Source organism: Paractinoplanes globisporus DSM 43857 (genome assembly GCF_000379645.1).
In the GTDB taxonomy this organism is placed as follows: domain Bacteria; phylum Actinomycetota; class Actinomycetes; order Mycobacteriales; family Micromonosporaceae; genus Actinoplanes; species Actinoplanes globisporus.
On sequence record NZ_KB903294.1, the window covers coordinates 1,264,805 to 1,283,144 of the forward strand.

Genomic DNA, 18,340 nt, shown 5'->3' on the forward strand with positions numbered 1-18,340 from the left:
CGTATTCGCCCAGCGACCACCAATGTGTGGCTCCGGCGGTGACGTGCGGCTGGGCCGTCGCCAGCCAGCGTAGGCGCGGGGCGTGGTAGCTGGTGTGCAGGCGGGGTGCCGGTGCGCTGTTGCACCGCGTGCTCGTCGAGTTCCTCCCGCAACGCCGCGACCGTGCCGGCGCTGCGCGAGTCGGCGTAGGTCAGGCAGGGGGTGAGCGCGTGCCCGGCAGCGTCGACCGCGATCAGCGAGGCGGCGAAGGTGTCCATCGCGACGCCGGCGATGCGGGTCCCCAGCTTCGGGTCGCCGGTCACGGCGTCGAGGACCTGCTCGACTTCGGCGGTCACCTGGTCGGGGTCGATGATCGAGGTGCCGTCGGGCGCGACCGTGAAGGCGTGCTCCACCTTGTGCTGCAGGCCGTGGACCCGCCGATCCGACGCGTCGTGCACGCCGCCACGGGTGGCGGTCGAACCGATGTCCAGCGCGACGACCAGCGGGTCGAGCGCCGTGTCGAGGGCGACGTCGTCATCGTTCTGAGTCATCGCCGTCCCTCGTCGTCGTCGGCGCAGGTCTCCCCGGCGACCCTAGTCCAGTTCGCAGCGTTTGACAGCGCTACGGGCTGAGCTGATATGTATGAGTCATGCATATCAGTAACGTCGTTGCCGCGTACGTGCTGACCGTGCATGACCAACTGCGCGGCGGCATGCGCTACGCGGAGCTGGAGCCCCGCGAGGTCGCGGCTTTGACCCTGGTCGCCGAGCATGACGGGTGCTCGCTGGACTGGCTGCGGAGCCGGATCGAGCTCACTCAGTCCGGCACCGTGCGTCTGGTCGATCGGCTCGCCGGCCGGGATCTGCTGCGCCGCGGCGTCTCCACGGGACGGGGTGTGCCGCTGCACGTGACCGAGCGCGGCGCCGACAGTCTGCGGCGCTGGCGGGGCGAGCGCGACCGGATCGTCGACGAGCTCATGGCCGCTGTTCCCGCGGAGCAGCGCGGCCTGCTCGTCGACGCGATGGCCGGCGTGCTGGCCGGGCAGCAACGACGACGTCCGCAGGCGGATGCGGCCTGCCGCACCTGCTCCTGGCAGGTGTGCGGGCGCGACTGCCCGGTCGACCGCAGTGTCCCGTCCACCGCGGCCGGCGGCGAGTCATGACCGCGACCGTGCCGGATCGCCTGCCGAAGATCTCGCGGCGACGGCCCCCGCGGGCGGTGTGGGCCGCCGGCGCAGTGACCGCACTGGCCTCGACGGCGGACAACTTCGTGTTGTTCGTCCTGCTGTGGGCCGCTCAGCCGCAGGGCTGGTCAGCAGCGCAGACAGCGGTAGTCGTGCTGGCCCTGCGCCTGCCGACCCTGGCCACGGGCGTGCTGCTGGGGCGGGCCGTCGACCGCTGGGGCGGCCGCCGCCTGATCCTGCTCGATCTGATCGGCCGGGCCGTCCTCCTGCTCCTGCTCGTGCTGGTTTCCAGCCCGGCGGACAAGCTGCCCGTGCTGCCGGTCCTCGTCCTCGGCGGCCTCTGCGGCGCCTTGGCCCCGGCCAGCTACGCCGGCGTCCGCTGGCTGGTCCCGCGGATGGTCAGCAGCGCAGAACTCGGGCGGGCCAACGCCGTGGTCGCCCTCGGCGACCAACTGCCGTTGATGCTCGGGGCCGCCGTGGCCGGGCCCGCGCTGGCGCTGCTCGGCGCCGCCACCAGCATGGTCCTGCCGGCCGGCATGCTCCTGCTCGCGGCGGCACTAACGGTCGCGCTGCCCCGTCACGTTCCCGCTCCGCCGTGGACGGCCGGGGACGATCATCGGCCGCCGTCGACGGCCGATCGGGACGCCACCCGGCGGTTGCAGCCGCGCGTGCTCGCCATCATCGCTCTGTCCACGGCGTACTACTTCGCCTACGGGCCGTTCGAGACCGCCAGCCCGCCGTTCGTACGCGACCAGCTCGGCGCCACCGAGGGCGTGTACAGCCTGCTGTGGGCCCTGTTCGGCCTCGGCGCGCTCGCCACCCTCGCCGCCGGGCCGATGCTCAGCAGGCGTCTCCCGGGCGTGGTCAACGCGGTGGGCGCCCTCGTCTGGGGCGCGGTCATGCTGCCGATCACGGTCGTCCACGACGTGCCGCCGGCCGCCGTGCTGTTCCTGGTCGGCGGTGCGATCTGGGGCCCGTACACCACCATCGAGACCAGCGCCCTGCAGCGTTGGGTCTCCCCGGCCCGGCACGGCGCGGTCTTCGGGCTGCAGCGCAGCCTGCTGTCCGTCGCGACGCCGCTCGGCGCCGCCCTGGCCGCCCTCGCCCTCCAGGAAGTCGCCCCTCGTACGGTGCTCGCGGTCAGCGCGGGCGGGTGCGCTCTTGCGGGGGCACTGGCGCTGACCAGCCGCGACCTGCGCCGGACATCGTCGGCATAGCGGCCGAGGACGGCTCCCGCGGGCGGCGCCCACCGGCCGGTGACCCGATCAGCGCCACCCCGCCGGCCAGGGCCGCCGCCGTGGTGACGACGCCGGCCAGCACGAGCGCACCGCGCGGGACGGCCGTGTCGCACAGCCAGCCGACGAGCGGCGCGCCGACAATCCCGGAAGCGATGAGGTCATGCCCAGCGCGGCCAGAACACGGCCGCGCATGTCTTCGCGGGTGTCGAGCTGCACCCGGGTCGACACGACCGTATCGAGGACCACCGCGCCCGCGGCGATCGGCAGGATCAGGCCCGCGCAGCCCAGCATGTTCGGCGCCAGGCCGGAGCAGGTTCTGGACATGCTGGCGGATTCCCCATGACACCTGTTCGACGAGGATCTCACCGTGCGACGACGAGGGCCTGAGGTGCGGCCTGCTTCATGCGGGTGCGCAGCCAGGCAAGTTGGACGGCGGTCGCGGCGGCGGCCTCGTCGATGACGTCGATCAGGTCGGTGTCGCGCAGGGCTTCGGCGGCCTGGCCGACCAAAATCCAGCAGATGTCGCACTCGGCGGTCATCAGGTAGAGGTCCTGCAGGTCTCGGAGCAGGCCGAGGCCACCGGTGCGGGCGCCGCGGAACAGCTCCGAGTGCAGGCGTTCCGGTTCGTCGGGGGCGTCCTCGGCGTATCGGTCGGCGAACGGGCGCAGCGCGGCCGCCCGCTCGTCGCACCGCTTGGCCTGCTGGGTGCAGAGGTGGGCGATGTCGGCCTCGTCGGCGTGCGCATCGCCGACCTCGCGGAACGCGGCGGCCAGGGTGTCCTGGGCGCGGTGCAGCAGGCCGAGGTAGTGGGCCAGGTGCATGGTCAGGCCTCGATTCGGCGTACGCGGACGGCGGCGAGCTTGAACAGCGGCTGTTTGGAGACCGAGTCCCAGGCAGTGATGGTCAGCTCGTTGGCGGCGTGCCGGGCGTAGTGGAACGGCACGAACACAGTGCCGGGGCGGATGTCCTCGATCCGGGCAGGTGCCTCGATCCCGCCGCGTGGCGACTCGATGCGTACCGTGTCGCCGGCATCGATCCCGAATGCCTTGGCGTCGGCGGGATTGAGCTCGACCCACACCTCGGGCGCGGCGGCGTCGAGTTCGGGGACACGGCCGGTCTTGGTGCGGGTGTGGAACTGGTAGAGGTTGCGCCCGGTGACCAGCCGCAGCGGGTAGTCGTCGGTGGGTTCCTCGGGCGGCGGCTGGAAATGTGCGGCGTGCAGGAAGGCGCGCCCGTCCGGCCGCTTGGCGCGATGGCTCTCCGCGGTGAACTCGGCGCCGGTGGCCAGGTCCTGACCGTACGTCTCGCAGTAGTCGGAGTCGGTGTTGAACCGGCCGCCGGTGTAGAGCCGCTCGCCGCCCCACTGCACGCCGCCGTCGCGCCGCAGCCGCTCGTACGAAATGGCGGTGTAGTCGCACGGCCGCCCGGCGGAGCAACGCTGCCATTCCCGGTACGCCGACTCGGGGTCCGTCCAGGTGATCAGCGGCATGCCGTCGCGGTTGCGGAAGTCCATCCGTCGTGCGTAGTCGAGGAAGATGTCCAGGTCGGCGCGGGCCTCGCCGGGCGGTTCCACGGCCTTCTCGGACAGGTGCACCGTGCGGTCAGCGTTGGTGAACGTGCCGGTCTTCTCGCCCCAGGTCGCCGCGGGCAGCACGACGTCGGCGAACTCGGCGGTCTCGGTGCGGAAGATGTCCTGAACCACGACGAACAGGTCGCGCCGCTTCAGGATGCGGCGAACGCGGGCCAGATCCGGCAGGGACACGGCCGGGTTGGTGCCGCTGATCCAGAGCAGCTTGATCGAGCCCTGCTCGGCGTACCGCCAGATCTGCATGGCATGCGTCGGCGGCGACCAGTGCGGGATGGTGGCGGTATCGACATTCCACAGCTCGGCCAGCTCGCGTACGTGATCGGGGTTGTTCCAGTTGCGGAAGCCCGGCAGATCGCCGTCGGCGCCGGTCTCCCGGGTGTTCTGCGCGGTGGGCTGGCCGTTCATCTGCAGTACGCCGGCCCCGGGCCGGCCGATCATGCCGCGCAGCAGATGCAGGTTGTTGACCGCCACGGCCGCCGCGGTCGCCTGATTCGACTGGTAGAAGCCCTGCAGCACGGTGGACAGCAGCCGCTGCGAGCCGCCCAGTAATTCGGCGGCCCGCTCGATGTCGGCCGGTTTGAGGTCGCAGACCTGGGCCACCCGGTCCAGCGGATACTGCGCCACCACCTTCTCCAGGTCGGGTCGGCCGAGGGTGTGCGCGGCGACGTACGCCTCGTCCACCCAGCCGTGCTCCAAGATCATCCGTAGCAGACCGTTGAGCAGCGCCAGGTTGGTGCCCGGACGGATCGGCAGATGCACGTCGGCCTCCCGGGCCACGGGCGTGGGCCGCGGATCCACCGCGAGCATCGCCGGCGGATTCGCGCCGCGCCGGCGGTCCAGCATCCGCATCCACAGCACCGCCTGCGTCTCGGCGACGTTGTGGCCCCACAGCGCGATCGCGTCGCAATGGTCCACGTCGGCGTAGGAGGCGGGCTGGCCGTCGGTGCCGAAGCTGGCCTTCAGCGCCGAACCCGCGGTCGCGGTACACAGCCGGGTGTTGCCGTCCATGTGCGGGGTGCCGATGCCGGCCTTGCCGATCACGCCGAGCGTGTAGTACTCCTCGAGGAACAACTGCCCGGTGGTGTAGAAGCCGAAATGCCCCCAGCCGCCGGGACCGTCCAGCAGCTTCCTCGAGCGGGTCACGATCCGCTTCATCGCGTCGTCCCAGCCGGTCTCGACCAGCGTGCCCCGCCTGCGCACGAGCGGAACGGTGAGCCGGTCCGGGCTGAGGCCGGCCTGCCAGCCGTACACGTCCTTGGGGTCGAGGCGGCCGCGATTGACCCGATCGGTGGCCCGGCCGCGCACCCCGACGATCCGTCCGTCGCGCACCCCGATGTCGATGGCGTCACCGTTGGAGTGCAGCAGCGACGCCGACCGCACCCACCGCTCCGGTTGCTTGACGGTGTACGCGTCCACGCGCACCGGCCAGCGCTCACCCGCGGCGTACGGGGTGCGCTCGCCCCACGGGTCGCGGATCCGGTCGTCACGCGAAGGGTCCATGCCGGATCGATTACCGCCGAAATGCGCCGATCAAACGTGGGCCGTCAGCCGCTCGGCTGGGCCGAACCCGGTTGATCGGGCGAGGCGGGGGTAAATCTGTGTCCGTGCTCATGATCGACCTGCCTGACCTTCCCCTGCCTGGGCAAGGCGCGACCGCGGAACGCCTGCACCGGCTCGCCGCGCTGGGCCGGGCCGACCTGGTCGCCTGCCGGCTCGCCGAAGGGCATGTGGACGCGGTGGCGATTCGCGCTGAGCTCGGCGACGCTGATTCCTCGAAAGACCACGGTGGGCAGCGCTGGGGTGTCTGGGCGGCGGCTCCCTCGGCCGTACGCGCGGAGCACGGTCCAGATGGCTGGCGGCTGAGCGGCGACCGCCCGTGGTGTTCGGGGGCAGTCTGGTGCACCGACGCATTGGTCACCGCGGCAGCCGATGACGGCATCCGGCTCTTCGCCGTGCGCAACCGTGCCCCGCACGCGACGCCGCTGGACGGCACCTGGCCGGCGGTCGGCATGGCGGCCAGCGACAGCCGAACGGTCCGCTTCGCCGACGCCCCGGCCCGTCCGATCGGCGGACCCGGCGCGTACGTCGATCGGCCCGGCTTCTGGCACGGCGGTGTGGGCGTCGCCGCCTGCTGGTTCGGCGGCGGGCTGGGCGTGGCCGACGCCCTGCTCGCCGCCGCCCGCCGGAAGGACCCCGGCCCGCACGCCCTCGCCCACCTCGGAGGGGTCGACGTGGCCCTGGGCGCGGCCCGGGCGGTGCTGGACGACGCGGCCACGCGAATCGACGCCGACCCGAAGGCCGACGCGCACCGGCTGGCGCTGCGGGTCCGCGCGACGGTCGAGGCGGCCGCGACCGAGGTGATCGACCGGGTCGGTCGCGCGCTGGGCGCCGGGCCGCTGTGCCGCGACGGCGACCACTCCCGCCGCGTCGCTGACCTGACCGTCTACCTGCGGCAGAGCCACGCCGAGGGCGACCTCGAACAGCTCGGCCGACTGCTCGCGGAGGAGGACCCGCGGTGGTGAGGGCGATCGAGGGGAACGGGACCCCCGAGGACGAGTGGCGGGCGTGGGCGGCTATGGCCGACTGGCCGTCGCTGCCGCTCGATGCGCCCGGCCCGCCGCTGGTGGTCGCGCCGCACCCGGACGACGAGATCCTCGGCGTGGCCGGACTGATGGCCTTGCTGGGCGCCGCCGACCTGGCCGCGGTCACCGACGGCGAGGCGTCGCACCCCGGCTCGACCGTGCACACCCAGGACGAGCTTGCCGTGATCCGGCGCGCGGAGACCGGCGAGGCGCTGCGCCGGCTCGGGCTGGGGAAATGCCGGGTGCACCGGCTCGGTCATCCGGACGGCGGTATCGAGGAGGAGACCCTGGCCAAGGAGCTGGCCGCCCTGTTGACGCCGGGCCGGTGGTGTCTGGTGACCTGGCGCGGCGACGGGCATCCCGACCACGAGGCGACCGGGCGGGCCGCCGCGCACGCCTGCACCGAGACTGGCGCGCGCCTGCTCGAGTACCCGATCTGGACCTGGCACTGGGCGTACCCGAACGATCCCGAAGTGCCCTGGCAGCGGGCCCACCGTATCGATCTGCCGGCCGAGGCCCGGGCGGCGAAGGCCGCCGCGATCGCCGCGTTCCCCAGCCAGATCGCACCGCTCGGGCCGGCCGAGGCGGACGCCGCGATCCTGCCGCCGCACGTGCTCGCCCGGTTCACCCGCCCGTTCGAGGTGATTTTCGCGTGAGCACCCCGATCGGCTACTTCGAGCAGATGTACGCCACGAGCCGCGACCCGTGGAGCTTCGAGAGCCGCTGGTACGACGCCCGTAAGCACGCGCTCACCGCGGACGTGCTGCCCCGGCGCCGCTACCGCTCCGGCTTCGAGCCGGGCTGCTCGACCGGCATGCTCACCAGCCGACTGGCCGCCCGCTGCGACCGGCTGCTCGCGGTCGACGCGATCGAGGCCGCGGTCCGCGCCGCCGCCGAGCGGGTCGCCGACCAGCCGCACGTGACCGTCCGCGCCGCCCGGATGCCACGCGACTGGCCGGACGACACGTACGACCTGATCGTCCTCTCCGAGCTGGCCTACTACTTCGACGACGCCGACCTGGCCGAGCTTCTCGACCGAGTGGCCGGATCTCTCGAGCGCGGCGGCGACCTGGTGGCTGTGCACTGGCGTCACCGGGTCGCCGAGCACGCCCGTTCCGGCGACGAGGTGCACGCCCAGCTGGCCGCCCTCCTCGGCCTGCACCGGATGGCCCGACACGAGGAGACCGACTTCCTGCTCGAGGTCTTCACCTCCGACCCGCGGTCGATTGCCCAGCGCGAGGGCCTGGTGTGAGCGGATGGCGCGGCGCGGTGATCGTTCCCGCCCGCAATGAAAGCAGCCTGCTGCCCGCCTGCAGGGCGGCCAGGTGAGCGTTGGTCTGAGCACGGCCGATCGCGTAGTCGTCCCAGGACCGCTGGGTGACCAGGGCGCCCGGCGTGCCGACCGGCGACCCGCCCAGCGTCGCGATCCGCTCGGCCAGTGCGTCGACCATCGGCCGGACCGCGTCGACCTGCGGGTCGAGCATCGTATGCACGGCGATGAAGTTCGGTCCTACCATGCCGGGGCCATGTCCTGCGGTTGAGCCACTCACCGATAAATCGCGCGGTGGGCTGCGGACATCGCCGCCCGGTATGCCTCGCCGGTCAGGCCGCGGTCGCGCACCAGGGCGGCGCGGGCGGCGTTGCCGCCCGCCGCGCCGTGCACGCCGCCGCCGGGATGGGCGGACGAACTGGCGAGGTAGAGCCGGTCGACCGGTGTGTCCGGCCGGCCCAGTCCCGGGATCGGGCGGAGGAACAGCTGTTGGAACGCGGCCGCCGTGCCGCCGCCGAGCGCGCCGCCGGACAGCGAAGGGTTGGCGTCCTCGAGGTCGGCCGGGGAATTCACGCAGCGGGCGACGACGGCCTCGCCGAAGCCGGGCGCGTGCCGCTCCACGGTCGCCTCCATCCGCTCGACGTGCTCGGCGATCTCGCCGGCCGTCCAGCTCGGCCGCCGCGGCAGGTGCGTGTACGCCCATGCCGACTCGGTGCCGGCCGGTGAGCGGGTGCTGTCGGCGGTGGTCATCTGCCCGAACAGCAGGAACGGCTGCGGAGGTATCTCGCCGAGGGCCAGGTGCGTGGCGTACCGGGTCAGCCCGTCAAGGTCAGCGCCGAGGTGCACGGTGCCCGCGCCAGCGACGGCCGGGTTGCTCCACGGGATCTTCGAGCCGATCGCCCAGTCGATCTTCACGGTGGCCCCGTCCCACCGGAAGTGGGCCAGATCGTCGATCAGCCGTGGTGGCAGCCATCGGGTTCCGACCAGGTCGAGGAAGAGCGCCGGCGCGGGCACGTCGGCGACGACGGCGCGGCGGGCTCGATAGTCGGTTCCGCCCGACGTCCGGGCGCCCATGGCCCGGCCGCGGGCGATCAGGATCCGCTCGACCGGTGCCTCGTACACGACCTGGCCACCGCGCGACTCGAGCCGCCGTACGAGGGCTTCGGTGATGCTCTGCGCCCCGCCACGAGGGACCGGCCATCCGACCTGCTGGCCCAGCATGGCGAGCAGCCAGCCGTAGACGCCGCTGCCGGCCTGTTCCGGCGACAGGTCGGTGTGCAGGGCGCACCCGGCGAGGGCGAGGGACGCGCCCTCACCCCGGAACCATTCTTGGCCCAGCTCGCGGGCCGGCAGCAGCAGGCGGCGGGCAAAGCGCAGGGCTTCTGCCGTACGCAGGCTGCGCAGCAAAGCCAGTCCGTGCCGCACCGGAGGGAAGGGGGTGAGGAGGCTGTGCAGGAGGAGCTCCGACAGCGCGGCCCACTCGTGGTAAACGGCCTTCCAGCGCTCGCCGTCGCCGGGCGCGAACTGCTCCATCGAGGCCATCGTCGCCTCGACGTCGCGGCTGACCGTGGCGGCCCGCCCGTCCGGCAGGATGTGCGAGAACACGGCGGGAGCATGCTTCCACTCGATCGGCAGGTTCAGCCCGCGCAGGACCGGGGAGGCGTACCCGAGGGGGAAGAAGGAGCTGAAGAGATCGCTGAGATAGCCGGGCGCGGTGATGTGACCCGACCGGACCGCGCCGCCGGGGTGGGCCGTCGCCTCCAGTACCACGATCGACCAGCCGGCGTCGGCGAGCAGGTTCGCGGCGACCAGCCCGTTGTGTCCGGCCCCGATGACGATCGCGTCGGATGCGTCCATCACCGGGGAACGGAGCCGGGCCGCCGGGAGTTCTCGGCGAGCTCCGCCAGCCGGCGGAGCGCCTCGGTGTTGCGGAAGTGCAGCACCACGTCGTTGATCTTGTTCGTGACCCACTGCAGCGGTCCGGCGTGGAAGTCCTCGTGCATGGTCACCCGGGTGTTCTCGCCGTCAACCGGCGCGAGCTGGATGCGGATCGTTGCCTCACCGAGCGGCCACAGACCGGCCCGCAGGGTGAGCGAGCGGTCGGGGTCGGCGGCGATGACCGTCGAGGCGTCCTTGAGAGAGAGCGGCCACGGGCCGATCTTGTGGTGCAGCTTCGATCCGACCGCCGGCCAGGAGGCGTCGACATCGCGGATGTGAGCGGTGCCCACCACCCAGTCGCTGTAGGTCCAACCGTCGGCCAGGATCGCGTACACCTGCTCGGCGGGGGCGCTGATCGTGCGGGTCACGGTTGCCATACCACGCGGATACCCGCGTCGCCACCCGGCTAACGCGTACAAGCAGTCCGGCCTGGGCCCGTGCTTCTGTCCGTCGCTCGCTCAGGGGTTGCGTTCCGTCGGACCGGGTACCCAGTCAATGTTGGCTGGCGATGAAGTGGAGGCCCTGATGGCGTTCGACGACAAGGTTGACAACAAGGCTGAGGAAGTCGGCGGCAAGGTCAAGGAAGGTGTAGGCAAGGCCACCGACGACGAGCGTCTGGAAGCCGAGGGCAAGGCCGATCAGAGCACCTCGAAGCTCAAGCAGGCCGGCGAGAACGTCAAGGACGCGTTCAAGTCCTGAAGCCGCGCCCACGCCGCTCACAGAGTTGGCAAGGACGCTACCTCGCGGAGCGGAAGAGGGCCGAGGCGACAATTTCGCCTCGGTCCTTCTCGCGCGGCCCAAATAGCTGCCTGTCGGTGCGGTTGGATACGCCGCCGCGCAGGCACCGCAAGCGGCCGGGAGGTCGCCGAGCGGGCGACGGCCGCGAAGCAGCAGCTCGCCGACTCGGACCTGCCGCCTTGATGCGCCGGCCGCTGCCGCTGGCCGCCCTCGGTGCCGATCGAGGACGACGGCAACTGTCTGGTTCAGGATCTGAACTTATCCAGTTACCCGCGAGGTGGCAGGCTGTTGGTGTGCGGACCTACGGGCAGTACTGCCCTATCGCAAGGGCGTCGGAGCTGCTGGCTGAGCGCTGGTCCCTCATTATTCTTCGCAACATCGTGATCTTGGGCTGCCGAACGTTCAACGAGATCGCCGATGGCGCCCCCGGGCTCTCCCGTGGGCTGCTCTCGAAGCGACTGCGGGAGCTGGAACGGGCCGGCGTGATCGAGATCCGTCCCAAGCCCGGCGGCTCCGGATCGACGTACGAGCCGACTCAGGCGGGTCACGAACTCTCGGCCGTCATGATAGCCCTGCAGCACTGGGGGTCGAGGTGGGCCGATCTCATGCCCGAGCATGCTCACCCGGGCATCGTGCTGTGGATGTGGGCGACGTTCTACCTGGACCGTGACCGGTTCCCGCAGAAACGGGTGCTGATCCGGTTCGACTACCCCACCCTGTCCAGGCCCGGCAGCCGCAACTGGCTGCTGATCGAGCGGGGCGACGCCGAGATCTGTGAGAAGCACCCGGGCGGCGAGGAGCAGCTGGTTGTGGTGGTGCATGACCCGATGGCGTTCGCCCGTTGGCACCTCGGAGAGATTCGCTGGGGCGACGCGCTGCGCTCCGGGGCGATCGAGGTAAACGGCTCCCGCGCGCTGGCCCGAGCCCTGCCAACCTGGCACCGCGATCAACAGCGTGGCCCGCAGCCGCTGCACGCGGCAGCCTCCGCCTGACACGTCCGGTTCAAACACTGCACTTCTGTCGCGGTCCTGCGGTCTTCACCATCGACCTTGCTTGCCTTCCTCATCGGAATGCGGAATGAGACGTGGTGGTCGCAGTGTCCAGTCGGTTCTCAGTGGTCGTGGTCGGAGCGGGTCAGGCAGGTCTGGCGGTGAGCTACGAGCTGACCGCTCGCGGGATCGAGCACGTGGTACTGGAGCGGGCACGCATTGCCCAAACCTGGCGGGGGTTGTGGGACAGCTTCCGCCTGGTGACACCTAATTGGACCATGAGCCTGCCGGGCGCCACCTACAGCGGCGACGACCCGGAAGGGTTCGTACCCCGTGATGAGATCGTTCAATATCTGCACCGGTACGCATCGAGCTTCGGCGCGCCGGTTCGCGAGGGAGTGGGTGTGGACAGCCTCGAACCCACGCCCAACGGCGGGTTCCTGCTTCGCACTTCGGCCGGCGACTTGCAGGCCGCGTCGGTTGTCGTGTCCACGGGCGCCTATCAGCGACCGCACCGCCCCGATGTTGCGGCGGGGTTCCCGCCCGAGCTGCTCGCCATCGATGCCGAGGAGTACCGCAACCCGGCAACCCTTCCGCCGGGCAAGGTCCTGGTCGTGGGCAGCGGCCAGACCGGCTGCCAGATCTCCGAGGAACTGCATGAGGCGGACCGCGAAGTGTTCCTGGCTTGTGGACGAGCGCCGTGGCTGCCCCGGCGGGTCGACGGCCGCGACATCGTCACCTGGCTCAACGAGACCACCTTCTTCGACACCCCACTGAGCGCTCTGCCCTCACCCACAGCCCGGCTGGGCGCCAACCTGCAGGTGACTGGCCAACGAGGCGGCCATGACCTGCACTACCGCGCGTTGCAGACCATGGGCGTACACCTCCTGGGCCACCTGGCCGGGGTGGAGGGACATCGTGCCTACTTCGCTGACGACCTGGCCGACTCAGTCGCCTTCGGCGATGCCCGCTACGCCGACATTCGAAAGCTCCTTACCGAACAACTTCCCGCCAAGGGCATCACGGCGCCTCAGCTGGCCGACCCTGCGCCGTTCCACGCCGACCCACCGCGGGAACTGGACCTCACCGGACTCGGGGCGGTGATCTTCACTTCCGGCTTCCGCCCCGACTACACCCGCTGGATCCGGTTCCCGGCCTTCGACGCCATGGGCTTCCCGCTCACCGACAACGGCGCCAGCACCGTAGTCCCGGGCCTGTTCTTCTGCGGCGTCCACTTCCTGCGCAAACGCAAGTCCGCCGTGCTGTTCGGCGTGGGCGAGGACGCCGCGATCGTGGCCCAATCGATCGCACGCCACCGGTCACACCGTCACACAGCCCCAGCGAACGGTTGAACACTCTCTAACGGCCATCGACGGAACAGCTGACGCCTTCAGCTACGACGCGCCGCCCGCGACCCGACGCACGCGTTCACGCTGCTCTGTCTCCGAGATGACGACGGCGGCCCGACCACCCGCCACCCATTCGATCGCGCTGCGCTTGGAGACGACCCGCCGGAGGAGCACGGCGACCTCCACCCGTGGCGGGGCTGCGCCGGCGCGGCCGGATCCATAGCCTTCAGTCCATGTCTCGAGACAACGCGCGGAAGGCGGTGCGGTTCGCCGCGGCCGCCGCCGTTCTCAGCCTGACCGCCCTGCTGCCCGCCGCGCCGGCCGCCGCCGCGGGCACCCAGATCATCTACATGAACGCGTCCGGATCGGACTCGGCCGCGGGTAACTCCCCGGCGGCCGCAGTGAAGACGCTCGAGCGCGTCGAGCAGCTCGTCGCGGCCGGCCCGCCCGACCAGGACGTCGAGGTGCGTATCCACGCCGGCACCTACGTCGCCCAGCAGACGATCTGGCAGACGTACCGGCTCGGGCACACGATCTCGTTCATGCCCGACGATTACGAGATCGGCGGGGGCGCCGACTCGATCGCCGCGCGGCCGGTGTTCCAGAACGCGCGGGCCAGCGGCTCCAACCGGTACATCGCCGGGTACTGGTTCTACGCCTGCGCGGGCGGGGCGCTCAACGCCGGCGGCACTTCCGGCCTACGGTTCTACTACCTGCAGGCGCAGTACTACTCGAGCGGCGGCATCTCGCTGGACGGATCGGCCGGGTCCTGCGGCGGCGGATACAACCCGTCCTCCGGGCCGGGCCAGCCGTCAGCGCGGGGCCTGGACGGCAACACCGTGTTCGGCATGGTCCTCACCTCGCTCGGCAACGCGTACACCGGCGGACTCTGCGATGACGCGGACTGGCCCCGCTGCGGGTACGGCGGGATCGTGCTCACCGAGTCGTCGGGCAACCGGATCGCCAACAACCACTTCGTGAACCTGCGCAACAGCGAGAACAGCTACATCCACGCCACCTACATCACGCACAAGAGCTCGCGCAACACGTTCACCGGCAACAACGTGACCGGGGTCAGCAGCGATCCCGTGAAACTGCGCGACGGCAGCGACTTCAACACCTTCGATGCCAACGTGTTCGGGGCGAACGGCTTCCCCCGCTCGTCGACGCCGCCGTCCGCGCACTACCTGGAAGAGGTCAACGTGGACGCGGGCGAGTGCTCGTCGTACCACAACCGGTTCACCAACAACGACCTCGGCACGTACCTGATCGGCAGCAGCGCCAACCTGCCGACCTGGTACCTCTACCCGGCGGGCGCGACCTGGGCCGGCGCGCCCGGCTGCCCGGCGCTGCCGGCCGGCGAGACGCGGCTGACCACGGCGAACAACACCTACTGACGGCTAGGGTCACCGGCCCGTGGCACGGCTGGCGCTGGTCTGCTAGCCCTAGCCTCGCGCGTCCTCGGGCGGCTTCGCCCCCCGTGAGACCTCCTGGCTTTGCTGGCCCGTCGAACGCGAGCCCAGTGATGTCGTCGACGAGCCGCACGAAATGGGAGCCGTAGACTTCCCGGCCGAAGAGCCCGAGCACGAAGCAGAAGTTTCCCGCGTTCCCGTACGTGCGAGAGAGGACAGCCTTCTCCCGCACCAGATATCGCGCCGCAGCTTCGTTAGCCAGCGCCGTCTGACCGAAGATCAGAAAGATCGGCCGTTTCGCCCTGTCGATCAGGATACGGGCCACGAGGGCGTATTCGACTTCACCCCGTACGCGCTGGAAGGCTTTCTCTCCGACCTGGATCGTAAGCCCTTCCGGACCTTCCTCGAAGGTGCCCTGCGTGACGCCGGGCATGTGCCATCGCAGGTGGGCTGCAGTCCGCTGGTTGGACATCGGGCCGCCGATGCAGAATTCGACCTCGTCGCCGATCCCTGGCACGTCCTCGTGGTGCATGTAGAAGCGGGGTGTGACGTCGCAGGACTTGAGCAGAACGGCGAGCTCGACCATGGCCGAGACGTCGGCTTTCTCGATGGCAGTGGCCCATTCCGAGCGGGCCTGTTTGGAGACGATGAGCAGCGCACTCGATCCTGCCTGCAGGCCGAAGAACCCCTCCACGCGCGCCCGTTTGCGGCGCCGTACGAGTAGTTGGGAAAGCCACACCGCGAGGCCCGCGATCGCGCTGGCGAGCAGGTTGACGGCGAGGTCAGACATGCACCCTCCGCTCAGGGCCTGGGTGGCTTGCCGAAATCTTCCCCCAGGCGGACGCAGATCGATAGTGCGTCGGGGATGGGCTGTCCGGCGGTGGTGCCGGAGGTCCGGGGAGGCGGTGGCGCAGCATTCGGATGGGCTGGACGATGTGGGCGAGGACGCCGGCCTCGGCCGTGAGGTCGGCGACGAGCGAGACCAGGGCGCGATTCAGCGGTCATGGAGGAGGGGCTGCGATGGGCCAGGTGACGTCGAGGGACGGCACGTCAATCGCGTACGGCCGGCAGGGAGAAGGGCCGCCGCTCATCCTGGTGGGCGGCGGCATTACTGACCGGTCGGAGAACGCGCCGCTGGCCGCCGAGTTGGCGGCGCATTTCACGGTGTACAACTACGATCGGCGGGGCCGAGGACTCAGCGGCGACGCGCCGCGGTACGCCGTGCAGCGCGAGATCGAGGACATTGAGGCGCTGCTCGTCGTCGCGGGCGGATCCGCGCACCTGTACGGCGTGTCGTCCGGTGGTGCGTTGCTGTTGGAGGCCGCGGCGGCCGGTCTACCCGGGATCAACGGGCTCGCGGTGTACGAGGTGCCGTACGACATGGCTGACGATTGGCCGCATCTATGGCGCGACTACGTCGGACAACTCGAGACCGCGCTCGCCGAGAACCGGCGCGGCGATGCGTTCGAACTATTCATGCGGTTGGCGGGCTCCTCCGACGAGGAGATCACGGGGGCGCGGAACTCGCCGATGTGGCCCGGCCTGGAGGCGATCGCACACACGCTTGCCTACGACGCAGCCTGCCTGGGAAACGGCCAGCCCCCCATTGCGCGCTTTGCGAACATCACGCAGCCGACCTTGGTGGCCGCCGGCGGCACCTGGATGCCGGGATCGGCCAGATGGATTCGTGCGCTCGATCCGGCCGCGGACGCGATCGCCGCGGGCATCCCCGGCGCCCGCCGCCAGATCATCGCCGGCCAGTCACACGTGGCCGACCCGAAGGTGATGACAGCCGTCCTCAAAGACTTCTTCCACCACTGACGTGGAGACCGTGGCCACGACGTGAACTCATAGATAAGAAGCTTCCGGTATCGAATGGTGGGAACGACGCCGCAGTGCTGCGCGACACTGGATCCCATCCTGTCGACGGCGCTCGCTACCCTGCCGCCGCGGGATGGTCGCCTTCGTGCACGAGCAGACACCAGTGTCCGACGCACTGATCCACGCGAACCAGACAGTCGGCCCGAACGGCAGCGCAATTGCTGTCGAGCAACGCGTGTCCGACATGCTGCACCGACGCGGCCCAGACTCGCCGTACGCCCCGGCGCATGCCCGACGGGCGCCGACGCCGCACGCCGCTGTCAACGAGTCCAGCAACCCCTCGCCGCCGCCCGGCGAGGTTATCCCCCGCACACCAGCCGGGCGGCCGGGCGCTGTTCCTACAACGGGCTCGAAGCCGAGGCAGCCGATCTGGAACTTCGACGCTCTGACCACGCACGACGTATGGCGCAGGCCGAAGCTCCCGACCACCGCACGCCGGCGGAAACGCTACTCACATGATTCGATCACCTCGACGACCGATGCAAGGTCTTCCTCGGCATCCATTAATGACCCCGGCTCGGGGAGCAGCCTGCTCGACGCCGCGGCCACGTACGACGCTTGGGCGAACAGCTCCGGACGACCTCGCGGGTGCCACGCGGCGAGCGACACCTTGCGGAGCGCGCGTAGCGGGCCCGAACCCATTCTCTCCGGTCGATAGGGTGACCCACATGCCAGCCCGGACCGATTCCACATACCAGGTGGACCGCGGAATCCTGCGGATGCTTCTCGATTCATACTGGAACAGCGACGGCTGGCGCAGCGACGTGCCGCCACCCGCGAAGGCGGCGGTGGCAGCCGGCGTTATGTTTGATCAGCCATGGGTGGCCGGGCACGACGAGGTGGTCGAGGCCGCACGCGCGGCTGCGAAGCGGCTGGACATCGGCGAGGTCAGCGACGCCTTCCTTGCCGGGCTAACCGCGAAGCGGATGGATCTACGGTCAGCACTGGGGTCGTACGCCGTGGCCCGGCACCTGCCCGCGCACACCTTCCGGCCAGGAACCGACGCCCACCGCTGCGACCTGTGCGGGCTGATCGACGATGTCCAGCCGATCGACCGCAACGCGATGAACTTCGAGCGTTTCAAGTGGGGCGGAGTCCGCCGTGACGATCTCGGCTACGTGGCGTTCGACCTGGCGCAATTCGCCCGCGCGCCGCGTCTCGAGATGCAGGGCGCCGACGTCGAGCTCGGTCAGGAGTTGATCGCGGCGCTGCGATCGCTCCCTCCGAAGACAACGGCGGCCCAGGCCGCCACGGCGCTGAAGCTACTGCCGGGGAACAAGGACGAGCGCAGCGCCGTGCTAGACATCCTGGGAGTCTGCGGCATCCTGCGGGCCGGCTCCCGGCCGTCCTACGCGGAGGCTTTCGTCCCCTACTCGGCCCGGGAGCTACCACCCGCCCACCACAGCGACCTATCCTATCCGGTGTGCTGGTGGCGCGCCTCACACGGCGTTGCCGCGAGCGGCCTCCGTACGTTCTTGCCACGCCTTCGATGAAAAGTGGACGCTGCTGCCACCGTGTTCCAGGCTATGTCCGTTCCGGACGGCGAGTGCCCGCGTTGCAACAGCGGCGACCAAACTGATTCCCCCAGCGGGTTGACTAGCGCCTAGACTGTCATGGTGGCCTCACCCATTGATGACGCGCTCCGCCGGACCGCTCAGGCGGTTGCTCGTTACGAGGCACCCGAACCGATGATCGCCAATGCGGCCGGAAGCCTCGCGGGACATCCCTGCCAAGTCCGCGCGCAAATGGAAGTCGATGCGCTGCACGACGCCATCCTCGTCATCGCGCACGAACACGGCGGCCTGCACGATGGGTGCGCGACCTGTCACGCCGTCCGCAACGGCCTCGCCGTCGCCATGGGTATCGTGCGAGCCGAAGTCGACGTAGAACTCAGACGAAACTATCCGATTAAGCGCCCGCCCGGTCCCAGCAGATCATCGTGGGCGACTCATGCAGGAGCAGCCATTCGGCCAGCGGGCGACGCATCGCGTTCCGCGACCAGATCGACGACGCGGTGGTTCTCACAGTCGATCAGAACGGTGCCGTAGTGGTGCCCTCGTTTGACTGCGAAGTCGTCGACGCCGAGGACCCGCACCAAACCCACCGCTGGATCTGGGATCGCTCTGACCAACACAGTCATGAGCGGCACGTTATGGATCATGCACTGCTGCGCACACCTCCGGACGGATCGAG

20 protein-coding genes and 1 pseudogene are annotated in these 18,340 nt (G+C 70.4%); 12 read left to right on the top strand and 9 right to left on the bottom strand.

The genetic code is table 11. From position 1 onward, the window contains the following. Positions 1 to 161 precede the first annotated feature (161 nt). A pseudogene (locus A3CQ_RS62555) lies at positions 162 to 530 on the bottom strand (FGGY family carbohydrate kinase); the annotation flags it as partial. Positions 531 to 628: 98 nt separating this feature from the next. On the opposite strand from A3CQ_RS62555, the gene A3CQ_RS0105525 reads away from it, so the two are divergent. Continuing rightward, positions 629 to 1,141 carry a MarR family winged helix-turn-helix transcriptional regulator gene (locus tag A3CQ_RS0105525; RefSeq protein ID WP_020509922.1) on the top strand — a complete coding sequence of 171 codons (513 nt, stop codon included), beginning with the start codon at positions 629 to 631 and terminating at the stop codon, positions 1,139 to 1,141. After that, the gene (locus tag A3CQ_RS0105530) at positions 1,138 to 2,379 is read left to right on the top strand and encodes an MFS transporter (RefSeq protein WP_020509923.1); all 1,242 of its coding nucleotides are present in this window, start codon (positions 1,138 to 1,140) and stop codon (positions 2,377 to 2,379) included. Before A3CQ_RS0105525 ends, A3CQ_RS0105530 begins: the two co-directional genes overlap by 4 nt. A 48-nt stretch (positions 2,380 to 2,427) precedes the next feature. Here the strand turns inward: A3CQ_RS0105530 and A3CQ_RS58760 are convergent, their stop codons facing one another. From A3CQ_RS58760 to A3CQ_RS0105545, 3 genes are read right to left on the bottom strand one after another with little or no spacing between them, the layout of a single operon-like run. Further along, positions 2,428 to 2,724, bottom strand: a complete 297-nt coding sequence (locus A3CQ_RS58760; RefSeq protein ID WP_245577002.1) for a hypothetical protein — start codon at positions 2,722 to 2,724, stop codon at positions 2,428 to 2,430. Positions 2,725 to 2,762: 38 nt separating this feature from the next. Continuing rightward, on the bottom strand, positions 2,763 to 3,221 hold the full coding sequence (locus A3CQ_RS0105540; RefSeq protein ID WP_020509925.1) for a hypothetical protein: 459 nt from the start codon (positions 3,219 to 3,221) through the stop codon (positions 2,763 to 2,765). A gap of 2 nt (positions 3,222 to 3,223) precedes the next feature. Beyond that, a complete protein-coding gene (locus A3CQ_RS0105545; RefSeq protein ID WP_020509926.1) occupies positions 3,224 to 5,488 on the bottom strand; it encodes a molybdopterin oxidoreductase family protein in 2,265 nt (754 codons plus the stop codon). Positions 5,489 to 5,598: 110 nt separating this feature from the next. On the opposite strand from A3CQ_RS0105545, the gene A3CQ_RS0105550 reads away from it, so the two are divergent. The 3 genes from A3CQ_RS0105550 to A3CQ_RS0105560 are packed head-to-tail and all read left to right on the top strand — an operon-like array spanning position 5,599 to position 7,822. Next, on the top strand, positions 5,599 to 6,510 hold the full coding sequence (locus A3CQ_RS0105550) for an acyl-CoA dehydrogenase family protein (RefSeq protein ID WP_040431336.1): 912 nt from the start codon (positions 5,599 to 5,601) through the stop codon (positions 6,508 to 6,510). Beyond that, the gene (locus A3CQ_RS0105555) at positions 6,507 to 7,226 is read left to right on the top strand and encodes a PIG-L deacetylase family protein (protein ID WP_245577004.1); all 720 of its coding nucleotides are present in this window, start codon (positions 6,507 to 6,509) and stop codon (positions 7,224 to 7,226) included. The genes A3CQ_RS0105550 and A3CQ_RS0105555 overlap by 4 nt, the downstream gene beginning before the upstream one ends. Beyond that, on the top strand, positions 7,223 to 7,822 hold the full coding sequence (locus tag A3CQ_RS0105560; protein ID WP_020509929.1) for an SAM-dependent methyltransferase: 600 nt from the start codon (positions 7,223 to 7,225) through the stop codon (positions 7,820 to 7,822). The genes A3CQ_RS0105555 and A3CQ_RS0105560 overlap by 4 nt, the downstream gene beginning before the upstream one ends. Here A3CQ_RS0105560 and A3CQ_RS58765 read toward each other — a convergent pair. From A3CQ_RS58765 to A3CQ_RS0105570, 3 genes are read right to left on the bottom strand one after another with little or no spacing between them, the layout of a single operon-like run. Then, the gene (locus A3CQ_RS58765) at positions 7,776 to 8,087 is read right to left on the bottom strand and encodes a Dps family protein (protein ID WP_084698918.1); all 312 of its coding nucleotides are present in this window, start codon (positions 8,085 to 8,087) and stop codon (positions 7,776 to 7,778) included. The two genes, A3CQ_RS0105560 and A3CQ_RS58765, sit on opposite strands and share 47 nt — an antisense overlap. A gap of 29 nt (positions 8,088 to 8,116) precedes the next feature. Further along, positions 8,117 to 9,697 carry a phytoene desaturase family protein gene (locus A3CQ_RS0105565; RefSeq protein WP_020509930.1) on the bottom strand — a complete coding sequence of 527 codons (1,581 nt, stop codon included), beginning with the start codon at positions 9,695 to 9,697 and terminating at the stop codon, positions 8,117 to 8,119. Beyond that, positions 9,697 to 10,155 (bottom strand): SRPBCC family protein, encoded by a 459-nt coding sequence (locus A3CQ_RS0105570; protein ID WP_020509931.1) that lies wholly within the window; start codon positions 10,153 to 10,155, stop codon positions 9,697 to 9,699. The genes A3CQ_RS0105565 and A3CQ_RS0105570 overlap by 1 nt, the downstream gene beginning before the upstream one ends. 148 nt (positions 10,156 to 10,303) lie before the next feature. On the opposite strand from A3CQ_RS0105570, the gene A3CQ_RS51615 reads away from it, so the two are divergent. From A3CQ_RS51615 to A3CQ_RS51625, 7 genes are all read left to right on the top strand, one after another. Then, on the top strand, positions 10,304 to 10,477 hold the full coding sequence (locus tag A3CQ_RS51615) for a CsbD family protein (protein ID WP_040431774.1): 174 nt from the start codon (positions 10,304 to 10,306) through the stop codon (positions 10,475 to 10,477). 332 nt (positions 10,478 to 10,809) lie between these two features. Beyond that, on the top strand, positions 10,810 to 11,508 hold the full coding sequence (locus tag A3CQ_RS0105580) for a winged helix-turn-helix transcriptional regulator (protein ID WP_026205352.1): 699 nt from the start codon (positions 10,810 to 10,812) through the stop codon (positions 11,506 to 11,508). A gap of 128 nt (positions 11,509 to 11,636) precedes the next feature. Next, positions 11,637 to 12,857, top strand: coding sequence for a flavin-containing monooxygenase (locus tag A3CQ_RS51620; RefSeq protein WP_281171439.1), 1,221 nt, complete (start codon positions 11,637 to 11,639; stop codon positions 12,855 to 12,857). A gap of 230 nt (positions 12,858 to 13,087) precedes the next feature. Then, the gene (locus tag A3CQ_RS0105595) at positions 13,088 to 14,251 is read left to right on the top strand and encodes a right-handed parallel beta-helix repeat-containing protein (RefSeq protein WP_157295322.1); all 1,164 of its coding nucleotides are present in this window, start codon (positions 13,088 to 13,090) and stop codon (positions 14,249 to 14,251) included. A gap of 151 nt (positions 14,252 to 14,402) precedes the next feature. Beyond that, positions 14,403 to 14,990: a hypothetical protein gene (locus A3CQ_RS0105600; protein ID WP_020509937.1), complete on the top strand. Its 588-nt coding sequence runs from the start codon at positions 14,403 to 14,405 to the stop codon at positions 14,988 to 14,990. Between the two features lie 296 nt (positions 14,991 to 15,286). Next, positions 15,287 to 16,087: an alpha/beta fold hydrolase gene (locus A3CQ_RS0105605; RefSeq protein WP_020509938.1), complete on the top strand. Its 801-nt coding sequence runs from the start codon at positions 15,287 to 15,289 to the stop codon at positions 16,085 to 16,087. A gap of 728 nt (positions 16,088 to 16,815) precedes the next feature. Further along, on the top strand, positions 16,816 to 17,640 hold the full coding sequence (locus A3CQ_RS51625) for a hypothetical protein (protein WP_020509939.1): 825 nt from the start codon (positions 16,816 to 16,818) through the stop codon (positions 17,638 to 17,640). A gap of 129 nt (positions 17,641 to 17,769) precedes the next feature. Here A3CQ_RS51625 and A3CQ_RS0105615 read toward each other — a convergent pair whose 3' ends face one another. Together A3CQ_RS0105615 and A3CQ_RS60545 are read right to left on the bottom strand one after the other, a co-directional pair. After that, the gene (locus A3CQ_RS0105615; RefSeq protein ID WP_020509940.1) at positions 17,770 to 17,955 is read right to left on the bottom strand and encodes a hypothetical protein; all 186 of its coding nucleotides are present in this window, start codon (positions 17,953 to 17,955) and stop codon (positions 17,770 to 17,772) included. Positions 17,956 to 18,095: 140 nt separating this feature from the next. Further along, positions 18,096 to 18,287 (bottom strand): transposase, encoded by a 192-nt coding sequence (locus A3CQ_RS60545; protein WP_157295323.1) that lies wholly within the window; start codon positions 18,285 to 18,287, stop codon positions 18,096 to 18,098. Between the last annotated feature and the right edge of the window lie 53 nt (positions 18,288 to 18,340).

Bases quoted from the DNA above. Each gene is read 5' to 3' on its own strand.
- A3CQ_RS0105545 (WP_020509926.1), bottom strand. From the start codon at position 5,488: ATGGACCCTTCGCGTGACGACCGGATCCGCGACCCGTGGGGCGAGCGC.
- A3CQ_RS0105550 (WP_040431336.1), top strand. From the start codon at position 5,599: ATGATCGACCTGCCTGACCTTCCCCTGCCTGGGCAAGGCGCGACCGCG.
- A3CQ_RS0105525 (WP_020509922.1), top strand. From the start codon at position 629: ATGCATATCAGTAACGTCGTTGCCGCGTACGTGCTGACCGTGCATGAC.
- A3CQ_RS58765 (WP_084698918.1), bottom strand. From the start codon at position 8,087: ATGGTAGGACCGAACTTCATCGCCGTGCATACGATGCTCGACCCGCAG.
- A3CQ_RS60545 (WP_157295323.1), bottom strand. From the start codon at position 18,287: ATGACTGTGTTGGTCAGAGCGATCCCAGATCCAGCGGTGGGTTTGGTG.
- A3CQ_RS0105540 (WP_020509925.1), bottom strand. From the start codon at position 3,221: ATGCACCTGGCCCACTACCTCGGCCTGCTGCACCGCGCCCAGGACACC.
- A3CQ_RS0105605 (WP_020509938.1), top strand. From the start codon at position 15,287: ATGGGCCAGGTGACGTCGAGGGACGGCACGTCAATCGCGTACGGCCGG.
- A3CQ_RS0105565 (WP_020509930.1), bottom strand. From the start codon at position 9,697: ATGGACGCATCCGACGCGATCGTCATCGGGGCCGGACACAACGGGCTG.
- A3CQ_RS0105600 (WP_020509937.1), top strand. From the start codon at position 14,403: ATGGGAGCCGTAGACTTCCCGGCCGAAGAGCCCGAGCACGAAGCAGAA.
- A3CQ_RS51615 (WP_040431774.1), top strand. From the start codon at position 10,304: ATGGCGTTCGACGACAAGGTTGACAACAAGGCTGAGGAAGTCGGCGGC.
- A3CQ_RS0105595 (WP_157295322.1), top strand. From the start codon at position 13,088: ATGTCTCGAGACAACGCGCGGAAGGCGGTGCGGTTCGCCGCGGCCGCC.
- A3CQ_RS58760 (WP_245577002.1), bottom strand. From the start codon at position 2,724: ATGTCCAGAACCTGCTCCGGCCTGGCGCCGAACATGCTGGGCTGCGCG.
- A3CQ_RS0105570 (WP_020509931.1), bottom strand. From the start codon at position 10,155: ATGGCAACCGTGACCCGCACGATCAGCGCCCCCGCCGAGCAGGTGTAC.
- A3CQ_RS0105530 (WP_020509923.1), top strand. From the start codon at position 1,138: ATGACCGCGACCGTGCCGGATCGCCTGCCGAAGATCTCGCGGCGACGG.
- A3CQ_RS51625 (WP_020509939.1), top strand. From the start codon at position 16,816: ATGCCAGCCCGGACCGATTCCACATACCAGGTGGACCGCGGAATCCTG.